The organism is Aminobacter sp. P9b, from assembly GCF_045345995.1.
Lineage (GTDB): Bacteria > Pseudomonadota > Alphaproteobacteria > Rhizobiales > Rhizobiaceae > Aminobacter > Aminobacter niigataensis.
The window spans coordinates 260118-275030 of record NZ_CP150082.1; the positions used below are offsets into that span (position 1 = coordinate 260118).

General features: G+C 64.0%; 14 protein-coding genes. 1 reads left to right on the forward strand and 13 read right to left on the reverse strand.

The window, feature by feature from the left end; all coding sequences use genetic code 11:
* Positions 1-36: 36 nt before the first annotated feature.
* The 4 genes from WHT83_RS01295 to xylF all read right to left on the reverse strand — a co-directional run bounded on the left by WHT83_RS01295 (position 37) and on the right by xylF (position 5095).
* Complete coding sequence (locus WHT83_RS01295) at positions 37-1638, reverse strand: CHASE domain-containing protein (RefSeq protein WP_406872749.1); 1602 nt, start codon at positions 1636-1638, stop codon at positions 37-39.
* 114 nt (positions 1639-1752) lie between these two features.
* Positions 1753-2541 (reverse strand): ATP-binding cassette domain-containing protein, encoded by a 789-nt coding sequence (locus WHT83_RS01300; RefSeq protein ID WP_108606676.1) that lies wholly within the window; start codon positions 2539-2541, stop codon positions 1753-1755.
* A 21-nt stretch (positions 2542-2562) separates the two neighbouring features.
* The gene (locus WHT83_RS01305; RefSeq protein ID WP_183262566.1) at positions 2563-3915 is read right to left on the reverse strand and encodes a sugar ABC transporter permease; all 1353 of its coding nucleotides are present in this window, start codon (positions 3913-3915) and stop codon (positions 2563-2565) included.
* Between the two features lie 139 nt (positions 3916-4054).
* On the reverse strand, positions 4055-5095 hold the full coding sequence (gene xylF / locus WHT83_RS01310) for a D-xylose ABC transporter substrate-binding protein (RefSeq protein ID WP_108606674.1): 1041 nt from the start codon (positions 5093-5095) through the stop codon (positions 4055-4057).
* A gap of 250 nt (positions 5096-5345) precedes the next feature.
* Between xylF and WHT83_RS01315 the strand changes: the two genes are divergently transcribed.
* The gene (locus tag WHT83_RS01315) at positions 5346-6596 is read left to right on the forward strand and encodes an ROK family protein (RefSeq protein WP_406872750.1); all 1251 of its coding nucleotides are present in this window, start codon (positions 5346-5348) and stop codon (positions 6594-6596) included.
* 35 nt (positions 6597-6631) lie between these two features.
* Here the strand turns inward: WHT83_RS01315 and WHT83_RS01320 are convergent, their stop codons facing one another.
* The 9 genes from WHT83_RS01320 to pstC form a co-directional block, all read right to left on the reverse strand.
* Entirely contained in the window at positions 6632-7354 is a 723-nt protein-coding gene (locus tag WHT83_RS01320) for a ferric reductase-like transmembrane domain-containing protein (protein WP_406872751.1), read from the reverse strand.
* Complete coding sequence (locus WHT83_RS01325; RefSeq protein ID WP_406872752.1) at positions 7351-7812, reverse strand: hypothetical protein; 462 nt, start codon at positions 7810-7812, stop codon at positions 7351-7353. The genes WHT83_RS01320 and WHT83_RS01325 overlap by 4 nt, the downstream gene beginning before the upstream one ends.
* Before the next feature lie 75 nt (positions 7813-7887).
* On the reverse strand, positions 7888-8697 hold the full coding sequence (locus WHT83_RS01330) for a L,D-transpeptidase (RefSeq protein WP_343207442.1): 810 nt from the start codon (positions 8695-8697) through the stop codon (positions 7888-7890).
* Positions 8698-9027: 330 nt separating this feature from the next.
* A complete protein-coding gene (locus tag WHT83_RS01335; RefSeq protein WP_406872753.1) occupies positions 9028-9450 on the reverse strand; it encodes a hypothetical protein in 423 nt (140 codons plus the stop codon).
* Positions 9451-9727: 277 nt separating this feature from the next.
* Positions 9728-10417 (reverse strand): phosphate regulon transcriptional regulator PhoB, encoded by a 690-nt coding sequence (gene phoB / locus WHT83_RS01340; RefSeq protein WP_108609689.1) that lies wholly within the window; start codon positions 10415-10417, stop codon positions 9728-9730.
* Between the two features lie 97 nt (positions 10418-10514).
* Positions 10515-11219 carry a phosphate signaling complex protein PhoU gene (gene phoU, locus WHT83_RS01345; protein WP_108606668.1) on the reverse strand — a complete coding sequence of 235 codons (705 nt, stop codon included), beginning with the start codon at positions 11217-11219 and terminating at the stop codon, positions 10515-10517.
* A 40-nt stretch (positions 11220-11259) separates the two neighbouring features.
* Positions 11260-12081 carry a phosphate ABC transporter ATP-binding protein PstB gene (gene pstB / locus WHT83_RS01350; RefSeq protein ID WP_108609688.1) on the reverse strand — a complete coding sequence of 274 codons (822 nt, stop codon included), beginning with the start codon at positions 12079-12081 and terminating at the stop codon, positions 11260-11262.
* Between the two features lie 24 nt (positions 12082-12105).
* Positions 12106-13422, reverse strand: coding sequence for a phosphate ABC transporter permease PstA (gene pstA, locus WHT83_RS01355; protein ID WP_108606667.1), 1317 nt, complete (start codon positions 13420-13422; stop codon positions 12106-12108).
* Positions 13419-14885 carry a phosphate ABC transporter permease subunit PstC gene (gene pstC, locus WHT83_RS01360; RefSeq protein ID WP_318763580.1) on the reverse strand — a complete coding sequence of 489 codons (1467 nt, stop codon included), beginning with the start codon at positions 14883-14885 and terminating at the stop codon, positions 13419-13421. Before pstC ends, pstA begins: the two co-directional genes overlap by 4 nt.
* Positions 14886-14913 lie beyond the last annotated feature (28 nt).

The window sequence follows — 14913 nt, forward strand, 5'->3', positions numbered from 1 at the left end:
CGGGCTTTTCTTTGCCTCAAGCGTAGCCGCCGCCGCTCAGCCGCGGTAGGGAATATCGATCTCGACCCTCAGGCCGTCCGCCGCATAGGTCCGCTCGATCTTGCCGCCCAGTTCGCGCGTGATGTTCATGTCTATCAGCTTGGTGCCGAAGCCGATCTTCTCGGGTTTCGTCACGCCATTCTGGTTACGCTCCATCCAGTTCAGCAGCAACCGCCGCCCCTTGCCCTTGCCGGACAGGCGCCAATCCACCTTGAGCCCACCGACGGAATTGTCGCCGTCGCCATATTTCAGCGCGTTGGTCGCCAACTCGTGGAAAGTCAGCCCCAGCGCCTGCGTCGTCGTCTCGTCCAGTTCGACCAGGTCCCCCTTCATCATGTCCTCGGGCAATTCCTTGCCGAACACCTGGCCGAGTTCGATGCGCAGCAACTCGCCCAAGTCGGCCTTCTGCCAGCGCGAGCGCGTCAGCATGTCCTGGGACGCAGCCATCGCCTGCAGCCGCGCCGAAAAGGACGCCGAGAACTCATCGATGTCCTTCGCGCCTGAAGCCGTCTGGCGCGCCATGGCCAGCACCCGCGCAATCGAGTTCTTGATGCGGTGCTTCATTTCCTGAAGCATCAGGTCCTTTTCCAGCAGGCTCTTCTCGCTCGCCTCATGAAGCAGCGTCGCCGCCTCATAGGCACGCTGCTGGTAGCGGGCCACAAGCGCGATGGAACCTGCAAGCACAAGTCCGAACAGACCAAGCATCAACGGTGCCGTGCTTGGCGACGGTGGCACGAAAGCAGTGCTCGGCCTGAAATTGATCGTCCATTTGCGGCCGGCCACATTGGCTTCGCGCGTCACCGAAAAATCGTCGCCATAACTGGCGTCGGGCGGCGCTTGCGAGCGGAACAACAGCGTGTCGTCATCCCTGGTGCCGTCGAACACTTCAACCGCCAGCGGCAGCAGCGGAGCCTTGCCCAGCGCCGCCTGGAACAATTCGGCAGAGCGGAAGGCGACATAGAGCAAACCGGCGGGTGCCGCACCCGCGCCTTCAGGCCGGTCGACGCGCGCGAAAACCAGAATGCCAGGCTGCCTGGCGTTGTCACCCTGGCCGAGCAGCACACGTCCGGTCGCCCGTGGCTCGCCTTGCGCCGCCATTGCCGATTCGATTGCGCTCCGACGCAGCGGATCGGTCGCCATGTCGAGACCCATCGCATCGAGGCTGGCCTTGCTCATCGGCTCGAACAGCACGATCGGCGTCCGCCACTGCAGCTCGGTTTGCGGGAAAGGCACCCGGTCGATGCCGTAGCCGTCCTTCAGCTCGCGCGTGATTGCGTCGCTGTCGGCACTGTTGATGAACCTGACGAAGCCGATGCCTCGCAGGCTGGGGAAGTTCCGTTCGGCATCGAGCGATTCAAAGTAGTCTCGAAACTCGTCGCGCGAGAGTTTGCCCTTCTGGGCGGCAAACATCGCCTGCGTCGCGTGCAACAGGGCAAGGTCGAACTCGACCCGGCCCTCGATGCGGTTGAGCGCATCGTCGGCCACGGACTGGAACTTGATGCGGGCTGCCTCGACGGTTGCCAGATAGACGAGCGCCGCCATGGTCAGGCTAACCAGCGTGACTCCAACAAAGATCAGACTGGGGAAGTACTTTCTCAATTCCGGCCGGCTCGTGTCACCCTGCAACCATTAAAGCATGATCGCGAAAAGTGGGAACAGCTTTTCGCGATCACGCTTTTAGCCAGGGTCATACGCCGCCGGGAAGTTGGCAGATCAGGCCGCGATCTGCATCGCTCCCGGTCCGGGGATCGCGCCGGGCGGGCACTTGCCGAGGATGATCATGCCGAGCACCTCGTCCTTGGTCACGTCCTGGGTACGTGCCGTGCCCACCACCTGGCCGTTCTTCATCACGCAGACGCGGTCGGCGAGGTCGAACACGTCGTGGATGTCGTGGCTGATCAGGAAGATGCCGATACCGTCGGCCTTGAGCTGCTTGACCAGTTCGCCGACCTGCGCCGTCTCCTGGGGTCCGAGAGCCGCCGTCGGCTCGTCCATGATCAGGATGCGGGCGTTGAACAGGATAGCGCGTGCGATCGCCACCGACTGTCGCTGACCGCCGGAAAGCTTGCTCACCGGCTCCTTGAAGCGTTGGAAGCGCGGGTTGAGCCTGCCCATCACCTTGCGTGCCTCGGCCTCCATGGCGACGTCGTCGAGCGTGCCGTAGGCGGTCATGATCTCGCGGCCGAGGAACAGGTTGGCGGCGGCGTCGACATTGTCGGCCAGCGCCAGCGTCTGGTAGATGGTCTCGATGCCGTATTTCTTGGCGTCGCGCGGATTGGAGATCGCTGCCTCCTCCCCCCGGACCATGATCGTGCCGGCGTCGCGCTTGTAGGCGCCCGACAGGATCTTGATCAGCGTCGACTTGCCAGCGCCGTTATGGCCGAGCAGCGCCACCACTTCACCGGGATAGAGGTCGACCGAGGCATCGTCGACGGCGCGGATACCGCCGAAGGCAATGGAGATGTTCTTGAGGTCGACGAGCGGGATACGGGTCTGTTCCATGATCTTGGCTCCCGGATTTCGTTAGACGCGCTTGCGGTAGAGCGTGTCGAGCCAGACGGCCACGACCAGCACCAGGCCGACGACGATGTTCTGCAGCGGCGTGTCGATGTTGAGCAGCACCATGCCCGACTGCAGCGACTGCATCAGCAGAGCGCCCAGCATGGCACCCGCAACTGTGCCGGCACCACCGGCGAGCGAGGTGCCGCCGATGACCGCCGCGGCGATGACCAGCAATTCGTCCAGCGTGCCGAGAGAGTTGGTGGCAGAATTCAGGCGGGCACTGGAAACCGCCGCGCTGATCGCTGCCAGCACGCCCATGATCATGAACACCTTCATGGTGATCCAGCGCGTGTTGATGCCGGCGAGGTTGGCGGCTTCGGGGTTGCCACCGATGGCGAACACATAGCGGCCAAAGCGTGTGCGGTTGGTGACGAAGGTCATGACGATGCCCACGGCCACCGCGATCAGGACGGGAATGGCAATGCCATGGGCGATGAACAGCCCGCCTTCGGGGATCGTGATGCCATTGGCCTCGGCGTATCGGCGCACGATGCCGATCGGCCAGGGGTAAGAATTGGCAATCCAGATCGCACCGAGGATCACTCCGCAGGTAACGGCACCAAGAAATGCCTCGGCCCAGAGCGGCCGCAGCGGGAACTTGAACCGTTTGCGTTGCTGGCGACCGTTCAGCAGCGCGAGAACCACGGCCAGGCATGCGACAAGACCGACGATCCAGCTCCATGTCGCGCCGATGGCGCCCTGGGGACCACCGCCCATCAGTTGGAATGTCGCATCGAGCGGCGCGATCGTCTGGCCACTGGTGACCCACCAGGCCGCGCCGCGCCAGATCAGCAATCCGCCCAGCGTCACGATGAAGGCGGGAACCTCCATGTAGGCGATGACAAAGCCCTGCAGCGCACCTATCACCAGGCCGAGCGCAATGCCGATGGCCAGTGCCAGCGCCCAGATCCATGGATTGCCGAGTTCGAGACCGACGGTCCTGACCAGGAAATGCACCTGCGCGAAGCCCATCACCATGCCGATCAGGCCTTCGGCCGAGCCGACCGACAGATCGATGTTGCGCATGACGATGACCAAAACCATGCCGGTGGCCATGATAGCCACGGCGGAAGCCTGTACCGACAGGTTCCACAGGTTGCGGAAGGTCAGGAAGGTGCGGCTGTCGAACTCAAATGGGTTGACGCCGAGGCGCAGGCTCGAAATCACCTGCAGTCCGATCCAGATCAGCAACAGCGCGCCGACCATGCCGAGCATGCGCGTATCGATCTCGGTTGCCTTGAGGAAACGCCCGATTGGGGTGAGCTCGGTCGTTCGCGCTCGGTCGGCCGGCGCGTTGGTTGTCGTGTCTGTCATTGTTACCTCCCGACCGGATGGCCGTCTAAGCGGCAGCCGGTGTGCGCATGATAGGGTCAATCCGCCATGTCATGAAGCGGGCGCTTTTGAAAAACGCCGCGGCAAGCCGCGGCGTTTGACCGATCGGATGAAGCCGATCTTAGTTGCAGGCTGCGACCGAACCGGCCGCCACGCCCTGGCAGACCACGTCCTTGCCGACCCAGCCGGCGTCGATGACGACGTTGAGGTTTTCCTTGGTGATCGGAACCGGCGTCAGGAAGACCGAGTTCAGCTCGAGGCCGCCCGGCGTCTTGAACTTGGTGACGTTGGCGATCTCTTCCATCTTCTTGCCGTCGGCGAGCTGCGAGGCGATCTCGGCCGCGTTCTTGCCGAGTTCGCGCGCATCCTTCCACACCGACACGGTCTGGGTGCCGAGCGCGATGCGGTTGAGCGCGGCATGGTCGCCGTCCTGGCCCGAAACCGGAACCGAGCCGGCAAGGCCCTGTGCCTGCAGGGCCGCGATCGCGCCACCGGCGGTGCCATCGTTCGAAGCCACGACCGCGTCGATCTTGTTGTCGTTGGCGGTCAGGAACTGCTCCATGTTCTTCTGGGCATTGGCGGGCAGCCAGCCGTCGGTATAGGCCTCGCCGACATTCTTGATCTTGCCGGCGTCGACGGCTTCCTTGAGCACTTCCATCTGGCCCGCGAACAGGAAGTCGGCGTTCGGATCGGCACCGCTGCCCTTGATGAAGACGTAGTTGCCTTCAGGCTTCGCGGCGAACACCCCCTTGGCCTGCATGCGGCCGACTTCCTTGTTGTCGAAGGTCAGGTAGAAGGCGTCCTTGTTCTCGATCAGGCGGTCGTAGCCGACGACCGGAATGCCCTCGGCGACGGCCTTGTCGACGGCCGGGCCGATGGCGCTGGCGTCCTGTGCCAGGATGATCAGCGCATTGGCGCCCTGCGAGATCAGGCTTTCGACGTCGGTCAGCTGCTTGGCCGGCGACGACTGCGCGTCGGCCGAAATATACTTGTCACCGGCGGCCTCGATGGCGGCCTTCATGGCGGCTTCGTCGGTCTTCCAGCGCTCTTCCTGGAAGTTCGACCACGACACGCCGACAACCTTGTCCTTCGCCTCGGCGACAGCCGAAAGCGATAGAGTCATGGCGACGCCCGCCAGAATGGCGGTGGTAAACTTTTTCATGATTTTCCTCCCTGCGCCCAACGGGCGCGCCTTCTTCGCGATAGCCCTTGGAGAAGCTCTTTTTTTCGAGCCTCGAAAAAATAGTGACTCAACCGCCTGTCGCTGTCAACATGGTTTCGCAACGCTTCCCTATTTTTTTCGGAGCTCGAAATAAATAAAGACATTTGCCCTCCGCTCTGTCACAATGGCTTGGCAGCGATAGGGACTGCCGCTTAAGAAGGCAGCGCTTCGCCGGGAGGAAGACGAGCACATGTCGGTCGGCATACGTCACGACGATCTGAGACGACGCAATCGAGCTATGGTTATATCCGCAGTTCGCCGCGCCAGCCAGCCTTCGCGCACAGAGATTGCCGCCACCACCGGCCTCAGCCATTCCACCATATCGACGATATCGTCCGACCTCATCGCAGAGGGCATTCTCGCCGAAGCCAAGGGCTCCGAGCCGGTCTCGATGAAGCGCGGCCGGCCGCAGGTCGCCTTGACGCTGGAGCCCAGGGCGGCATCGATCGTTGCCGTCGTGCTTTCGCTCAACAGCCTGTCGGCCGCCATCATCGACTATGCCGGCAACACCATCGTCGAGGACACCAGGCGGCTGGTGACCCAACGCATGCCGGCCGAAGCCTTGATCGACGAATGCATCGCCATGATCCGGCGCCTGATCGAGGGGGTCGCCACCTCCGGAGGGCCGGTGCTGCGCATTGCGATCGCGGTCCAGGGCATCACCGATTCCGGCTCGCGCAAGCTGCTGTGGTCGCCGATCACGAGACACGATGACATCCCTTTCGCCGACCGGCTCGAACAGGAGTTCGGCGTGCCGGTGACGGTGGAGAACGACTGCAACATGATCGCCGAGGCGCTGCGCTGGCGCGATCCCGTGCGCTACCGCGACGACTTCATCGCCATCCTTCTGTCGCACGGCATCGGCATGGGTCTTGTCATCAAGGGCGAACTGTTCACCGGCACGCAGTCCTCCGGCGCCGAGTTCGGCCACATGATCCATCGTCCCGACGGCGCGCTCTGCCGCTGCGGCCGCCGCGGCTGCATCGAGGCCTATGCCGGCAACTACGCCATCTGGCGCAACGCCAAGCTGGGCGACGAGAACGCCGAGCCGCTGGCCGACCTGTCCGACGACGACATCACGGCGCTCGCCGATGCCGCCCGCGACCATGACGGTCCCGAGCGCGAAGCTTTCCGCAAGGCCGGCGAAGCCATCGGCTTCGGCCTGGGCTCGATGTTTGCGCTGTTCGACCCGGCGCCGCTCGCCTTCGTCGGCGTCGGTGCCACGGCCTTCGACCTCATGGAGCCGCATGTGCTGTCGGCGATCGCCAAGACCGCCGGCGGGCTGCACTCCAAGGCGATCTCGTTCGACACCGAGCCCAACGAGATTCCGCTCAAGCGCGAGGGCGCAATGATGCGCGCCCTGCTCCATGTCGATCAGGAGATCTTTGCCGCCCGTTTGGGCGGAGCCACCCCTGCGAGTGCAGGAAAGAACGTCGCCTAGCCGCGCCCGTCCGCTGCGACCTTTGGCACGAGGGGTCACCTGGAACTGTTCGTTTTCTTGCTCCAGGTCGAACGGAAGGCCGCAGCTCTAAGCAGGAGCACCGACAGCACCGCCGCCACAAAAGGCCACTGCAGCGGGTTCGGCTCCGGCATCGGACGATGGAAGCTCAGGAAGTGCATGAACAGGAAATAGGCCGTGTGCAGCAAGGCAAGTCCCCACAGCACGGTTGCGGCGTTCTGCAGAAACTTCCAGACCGAAGAACCGAGCATGCGGATTGACCGGTCGTTCGAGGTCGACATGAGCACGAGCGCATAGGCAAGGGCTGCAATCCCTGTCAGGTTGGCCAGACCGAAGCCATGCTGGAACATCACATATTCACCCGTCTGTGGGTTCATTTCGTAGCCGAAGAGCCGCGCGAAATCCCACTCGACCCAGCCTTCGAGTATGATGATCGTATGCACGGCCGCCAGAAGGGTCGCGTAGATGCCGGTCTCCCGCCGATAGGCCACCACCCGGAGCAAGGCGGGCCACAGGCGCGACAATGGCCCGATCGACATGGTGATCACCAGAAGCGCCAGCGATGCGTCCGCGAATGCACGGTTCCACCGGTGCATCGGGCTCCACTGTCCGTGAACGACGGCGAATGCATAGACCAGTGCGCCAGCAAGCCCGACAACCACGACATGACGAAGCAGCGTCCGGCGCAATAGAGAGGCTGGCTGACCGGCGCGGACGCGATCGCTTGGGATATCGGTCATTGCAGATACTCCGGTTGCATTGCGGCATCCACTCGACGAGCGCGTATTTCGTGCCATGACGCAGCAGTGAGGAACGCAATGCCGAGCGCTGAAATCAGGGGGCGGATCGGGTCGAACCACATCATCAGGAATTCGCCCCCGAACAGAAGCATGAGGATCTTGTTGCACGTCGGGCAGGCGATGCCGATGAAGCCGGCCACGCCGCCGATGCCCGCGCGGCGCACTGAACAGACGGGTCGCCGCACGGCGACATAAAGCCCCGAGAGCGCCGACAGGACCACCAAAGCGGGCAGTTCCCAGCCCGCGACGGGGGTCATCCGGACAAACAGCGGATTGTCCCAGAGCGCCGAAACGGTGCCCAGCGCGGCAAAGCTCAGGATGGTCACGGCCACCCCCTTGAGAACGGCGCCGCCATGCCAGGGCCCTGAATGCGCCAAGCCGATGATGCGGTCATTCATGTCGTGTCTGCTCCAAGTTGGCCGGACGGCGCTTCGCAAGCCGGCCGGCGAGAACCTGCTGGGGTGACCGCTACATCAGCCGGCGGCTTGCGAAGCGCTGCCGCCGGCGACCTCGTGCGAATGGGGTTGGGTCGGATCGCCCAGCACGAGGATGGGCGACTGGCTCGGCACCCGTTCGTACAGATCGATGATGTCCTGGTTCATCAGGCGAACGCAGCCGCTCGAGACCGCCTTGCCAATAGTCCAGTACTCGGGCGTTCCGTGAACGCGATAAAGCGTGTCGACCTTGCCCTGGAAGACGTAGAGGGCCCGTGCTCCCAGCGGATTTTCGAGGCCGGGCGGCATGCCGCCACGGTCGGCGCCCCACTGGGCGAGATTTGGCTGACGCGCGATCATCTCGTCGGGCGGCGTCCATTTCGGCCATTCCTGTTTCCAGCCGATGCGGCCCCTTCCCGCCCAGGTGAAGCCAGCCCGGCCGAGCCCGACGCCGTAGCGCATGGCCTTGCCGTCCGGCTGGACGAGGTAGAGGTAGAAATTGTCCGTGTCGACGACCAGCGTTCCGACCGGTTCCTCGGTGACATAGTCGACCTGCCGCCGGTAATAGCGGCTCGGCACCTTGGTCAGGTCGATCGCGGCAATGGGGAACTTCTCGTTCGGCAGCGGGCCGTACATCGCAAGGGCATTGCTGTCGACGACCGGCGGCGCCTTCTTGACCGGCGCACTTGCGGCCGGCACGGCCGCTTGTTGGGTGCTGACGCAGCCGGACACCGCAAGGGTCCCCAGCCCGGCTACGCCGGCGAGAAAACGCCGGCGGCTCAATGCCGAGCCACCTCCGGGCATCGGCGCGGCGCCCGCGGCATTCGTTTCAAAAGTGTTCCTAGGCATTGGCAGTCTCCTGGCACCATTTCCTGTATTTCGGGTGACACGCGGTCGTGGAGGTCGATGACCGGTCGTTGACCATGCGCATGCAGCCGCTCGGCACCGATCCGCCGACCGGTGACGGCTCGTGCGTGCGGGCGCACGTCATCTAGCTGTTGCCACGAGCAAAGCACGCGGGCTCCTTGCGGGCTGGCGGGAATGCCAGCCGGCGGCGTCGCTACGGCGGACGCGCTCGGGCCTGGCCCAAGCGCAAGAGTTTCTCGGGAAGATCGTCCGTCTCCTCATCGCAACTGATTTCGGACGGCCTCGTCGGTGCGAGGGCCGAACGGTCAAAAATCAGGCAGCGATCGGAGGTCGAAGAAACGATGCGCTCGCCACGCGACGCGGCATGGGATCTGGGAGCCGCTTGCGAAGCGTCGTGTGGGTCGGCGCGGCAAGCTCGTCATGGACCTGCCAGGCAGGGCAGTCGCCCAGGCAGTGCGTGCTGGTGCTGTGCTCGTCGGACGTCTCGCCGGTGCAGCGATCCAGGGAAGGCAAGCACCCATCGGGCGCGGCGATAACTTCCGCCTGCCCGGTTGTCACCGGCTGCGCGCCAGTGCTCATGCCTGCGGCCTCTGCCCGATCGAGGGGCAGTCCGTAAAGCATGGTGATCAGCACCAGAACAATGGCCGAGACAACGTTGCGCACAAGGCGCCAGCTAGCATGAAAATGGACAATTTTTGGTATCGATGACATCACGAAATCGTCATCGCAGGCCATTTAATCTACCGTTGCTGAAGAAGTTATCCATCAGCGACATGGATCATTAGTTGTTCCTGCAGAAAAACCATCCCGCCGCCAGAAGGTTTGCTTGCATCGGCATCGACACCAAAGCATCGCGACGCAGGCGAGCTGTCATGATCGAGTGCCAATTGCGCGGCCGCGCCGCCACCCTGGCGGAGCACAAATCGACGACGCGCCTACCAACCCGATCTGCTGCAGGCCGCAGCTTGCCTAGGCCCGCTTGCGGCCAGAACGAAACAACGGACGTCGACCGCTAATCCTCGCGGATGGCGTAGCCGGCACCGCGGATCGTGCGGATGACGTCGGGCATGCGGCCGTTGTTGACTGCCTTGCGCAGGCGCCCGACATGCACGTCGACGGTGCGCTCGTCGATATAGATCGTCTCGCCCCAGACATTGTCGAGCAGCTGGCTGCGCGAGAACACCCTGCCCGGATGCCGCATCATGAATTCGAGCAGGCGGAACTCGGTCGGCCCGAGCTTGATCTCGCTCTTCTTGCGGTAGACCCGGTGCGACTCGCGGTCGAGCATGATGTCGCCGACCTTGAGGATGGACGACAGCACCTCGGGCTTGGCCCGGCGCAGCAGCGCCTTGACCCGCGCCATGAACTCGGGCGTCGAGAACGGCTTGACCAGATAGTCGTCCGCACCGGTCGAAAGCCCGCGCACCCGGTCGCTCTCTTCGCCGCGCGCCGTCAGCATGATGATCGGCAGGCGCTCGGTGTCGGGCCGCATCCTCAGCCGGCGGCACAGCTCGATGCCGGAAAGTGCCGGCACCATCCAGTCGAGCACCAGCAGATCGGGCACGTTTTCCTGGAGCCTGATCTCGGCTTCGTCGCCACGCGTGACGACTTCGACCTGATAACCTTCGGATTCGAGATTGTAGCGAAGCAGCACGCCCAGCGGCTCTTCGTCCTCGACGACCATGACCTTGGGAGCGATCATCGGCTGTGCCTTTTCTTGGCGCATGACCCCGATCGGATCATGCGCGGATTAACTTGCCGCAGCGCCCCCGCGCCCCGCACATGCAGCGCTGAAGTGTTCAGGCAGACACTGCCGTCGTGGTCTCGTCGACCTTCGGGCGGTTGAGCGGCAATTGCGTGCCGGTGACCACGAAATAGGCGTTCTCGGCGACGTTGGTGACATGGTCGCCGATGCGCTCGAGGTTCTTGGCACAGAACAGCAGATGCGTGCATGCGGTGATGTTGCGCGGATCTTCCATCATGTAGGTCAGGAGCTCGCGGAACACGGCCGTGTACTGGATGTCGATCTTCTGGTCGTCGTTGCGCAGTTCCTTCAGGCCTTCGGCCTGGCGCGCGACATAGAGATCGACCACGCCGCGGACCTGGCCGAGCACCAGCTGCGCCATCGCGTCGATGGAGTGCGAAAGGTTGCGCGGCGTCGGCGACTGGCCGACGGCACCGACACGCTTGGCGATGTTCTTGGCCAGGTCGCCGATGCGCTCGAGATCGCCGGCCATGCGGATGGCGCCGACCACGGCGCGCAAATCCTGCGCCATCGGCTGGCGCTTGGCGATCAGCGTGATCGCGCTGTTGTCGAGCTCGCGCTGCTTGGCGTCCATGATCGTGTCGTCGGCGACGACGTTCTGCGCCAGCGCCTGGTCGGACGAAAGCAGCGCGCGGATCGCACCTGCCACCATCGCGCCGGCCAGGTCGCCCATGTCGCGGATGACCTGGTCGACGTGTTTGAGTTCTTCGTCGAAGGACCGGACTGTGTGCTCGCCCATGATGTGTTCCTCGTCTGATGCTGGTCGGAGCCGATATCGCTCAGCCGAAACGGCCGGTGATGTAGTCCTGCGTCCGCTTGTCGTCGGGATTGGTGAACATCTTGTCGGTCGGGCCTTCCTCGACCAGATAGCCGAGATGGAACATCGCCGTGCGCTGCGACACGCGCGCAGCCTGCTGCATAGAGTGCGTCACGATGACGATGGTGTAGTTCTCGCGCAGCTCGTCGATCAGCTCCTCCACCTTGGCGGTGGCGATCGGGTCGAGCGCCGAGCACGGCTCGTCCATCAGGATCACTTCTGGCGCAACCGCGATGGCGCGCGCGATGCACAGGCGCTGCTGCTGGCCGCCCGACAGGCCGGTGCCCGGCTCGTTGAGACGGTCCTTGGCTTCGTTCCAGAGCGCTGCCTTCTGCAGGCTCTTCTCGACGATCTCGTCAAGCTCGGCTTTGTTCTTGGCGAGGCCGTGGATGCGCGGGCCGTAGGCGACGTTCTCGTAGATCGACTTGGGGAACGGGTTCGGCTTCTGGAACACCATGCCGACACGGGCGCGCAGCTCGACGACGTCGATCTTGGGATCGTAGATGTCTTCGTTGTCGAGCGTGATCTTGCCGCCGACACGGGCGCTGTCGATGGTGTCGTTCATGCGGTTGAGGCAGCGCAGGAAAGTCGACTTGCCGCAGCCCGAAGGGCCGATCAGCGCCGTCACCTGGTTCTGGCGGACATCGAGATTGACCCCGAACAGCGCCTGCTTGTCGCCATAGTGCACGGTGACCTGGTCGCCACGCATCTTGATGGGTTCATTGGGTCTGTTCATCTCGGCATTCACCGCGTCTTCGAGGGATTTCTCGGTCATGATGTTCATAGCAGGATGCTCCTTGTCCATGCCCTACCAGCGGCGCTCGAAGCGGCGGCGGAGGACGATGGCGACGATGTTCATGGCCATGAGGAAGATCAGAAGGATGATGATGGCGCCCGACATGCGCTCGACGAAGGCGCGCTCGGCCTCGTTCGCCCACATGTAGATCTGCACCGGCAAGGCCGTCGCCGGGTCGAAAGGCGTCTTGGGATAATCGGCGACGAACGCGACCATGCCGATCAGAAGCAGCGGCGCCGTCTCGCCGAGAGCACGCGCCAGGCCGATGATCGTGCCGGTCAGGATGCCGGGAGCGGCCAGCGGCAGGATGTGCTGGAACACCATCTGCATCTTCGACGCGCCGAGACCAAGCGCAGCCGACCGGATCGACGGCGGCACTGCGGCGAGTGCGGCACGCGTTGCGATGATGATGGTCGGCAGCGTCATCAGCGTCAGCACCAGTCCGCCGACGAACGAGGCCGAGCGCGGCAGGCCGAGGAAATTGATGAACACCGCCAGGCCGAGCAGGCCGAAGACGATCGACGGCACGGCGGCGAGGTTGTTGATGTTGACCTCGATCAGGTCGGTGAAGCGGCTCTTCTTGGCGAATTCCTCGAGATAGATCGAGGCGGCGACACCGATCGGCAATGCCAGCAAAAGCACGATCACCATCATGTAGATCGAGCCGATCAGGGCGACGCCGACGCCCGAGGTCTCGGGCCGGCTCGACGCGCCGTAGCTGAACAGCCCGGTATTGAAGTGCTCGGCCATCACGCCTTCGGCCTTGAGCTTGTTCATCCACTCGACCTGCTGGTCAGACACCTTGCGGCGGCTTTCCGGCACGTTGAGGTCGATCTGGCCCTTGTAGGCCGAGTCGAGATTGGCAGCCGCAAGGATGTCCACGTCCCGGGTCGTGCCGATGACCGACGGATCGGCCGCAACGATGGCCCTGAGCTGGACGCGCGAACCGTCCGACAGGAAGCCCTTGAGCTTGCGCACGGTGGCGCGGTCGCTCGGATCGATGCCGAGTTTTTCGATCAGCGCGGCCTCGGCGAGCTTGGGATAGTTCGCCGTGACCAGCACGTTCGGATCGGTCGCCCGCTTGTTGGACGGGTCGATGATCTTTTCGTCGAAATGGATCGGCAGCGTCACCGTCGTCTGCCAAAAGGCGGTGTAGCCCTTGGAGACGATCGAGGTCAGCATGACCCCAAGGAACGCCAGGCCGACCGCAATCGCCAGCACGCCATAGAGGCGGAAGCGGCGTTCGGCGGCGTAGCGTTTCTTGATGCCGATGTCGCGGCGCGGACGAGCCGCGGACGAGGCAAGCGTGTCGAGCGAAATATCGGTCATTCGTACTGCTCCCGGTACTTCCGGACGATGTAAAGCGCGACGATGTTCATCACCAGCGTCAGCGCGAAAAGCGTGATGCCGAGCGCGAAGGCGACAAGCGTCTGCGGCGTGTTGAACTCGAGGTCGCCGGTCAGCTGGTTGACGATCTTGACGGTGATGGTGGTCATCGCCTCGAACGGGTTGAGCGTCAAGTTAGCCGCGACGCCGGCTGCCAGCACCACGATCATCGTTTCGCCGATGGCGCGCGAGGCGGTCAGCAGGATGGCACCGACGATGCCCGGCAGCGCGGCTGGGAGGATGACGCGCTTGATCGTTTCCGAGCGCGTGGCGCCGAGTCCGAGCGAGCCGTCGCGCATGGCGCGCGGCACGGCGGTGATGATGTCGTCGGAGAGCGAGGAGACGACCGGGATCAGCATCACGCCCATCACCAGGCCGGCGGTCAGGATCGACTGCGCCTGGATGAACGGTGTGCCGCCGGCAAGTGCCGCGCTGATGTCGCGCAGGAAGGGTCCGAGCGTGACGAGGGCGAAGATACCGTAGACGATGGTCGGAATGCCGGCGAGCAGCTCGAGCGCCGGCTTGACCACCGCACGCACCTTGGGCGCCGCATATTCCGACATGTAGACCGCCGACATCAGGCCGATCGGCACGGCGACCAGCAGCGCCACGAAGGCAATGTAGAGCGTGCCGGCCAGCAGCGGGATCAGGCCGAACTGGCCTTCCGCGCCACCGGAGCCGGCGGCCGCGAAACGCGGATCCCACACCGTGCCGAAGAAGAAATTGGTCAGCGGGATCTTTTCGAAGAACGCGATCGTCTGGAACAGCATCGACAGCACGATGCCGATGGTCGTCAGGATGGCCAGCGTCGAGGCGCCGAGCAGGCTCCACAGCATCACCTTCTCGACATGGTTGCGTGCCCTGCCGCGCGGGGTGATGCGGCTGAGGCCGTAGACCGATCCGAGCAGGGCAAGCCCGATCGAAACGACCGCGACGATCATGTCGAGACGATCGGAGACGCGGTTGGCGTCTGCGGCGATCGGGATCATGTAGTCCTGGGTATCGGGCGCCAGCGCCACGCCCTTTGCGGCGAGCATCGGCTGCAGTTCGGCAAAAGTCTGGGGCAATGCGGCAAGCGTCTGGCTGTCGAGCCGGCGCATGCCGCTGGCAAGGCTCTTGACCAGGCCCGCCGCGAGATCTTCATGCGCCACCGTGCCGTCGGCGATATCGGCAGGCAGGGCCGCATGGATATGGCTGTTGAGATAGGCGCTCGCGCCGATATCCCAGGCCGCGAGAAACAGGACGGCCGGAATGACGCCTGTCAGGAACGCCCACCAGCCGTGATAATGCGCCCGCGAGTGCGGCTTGACCGTTCCGTCGTCCTGCGCGCGCGCCCTTTGCCGGCCGATCACGAATGCGATCAGCCCGATTGCGAGTACGATGGCGAAGACGAGCAGGAAAGACATGGGCCGGCCTCGGTGAATTCGGTTCTTT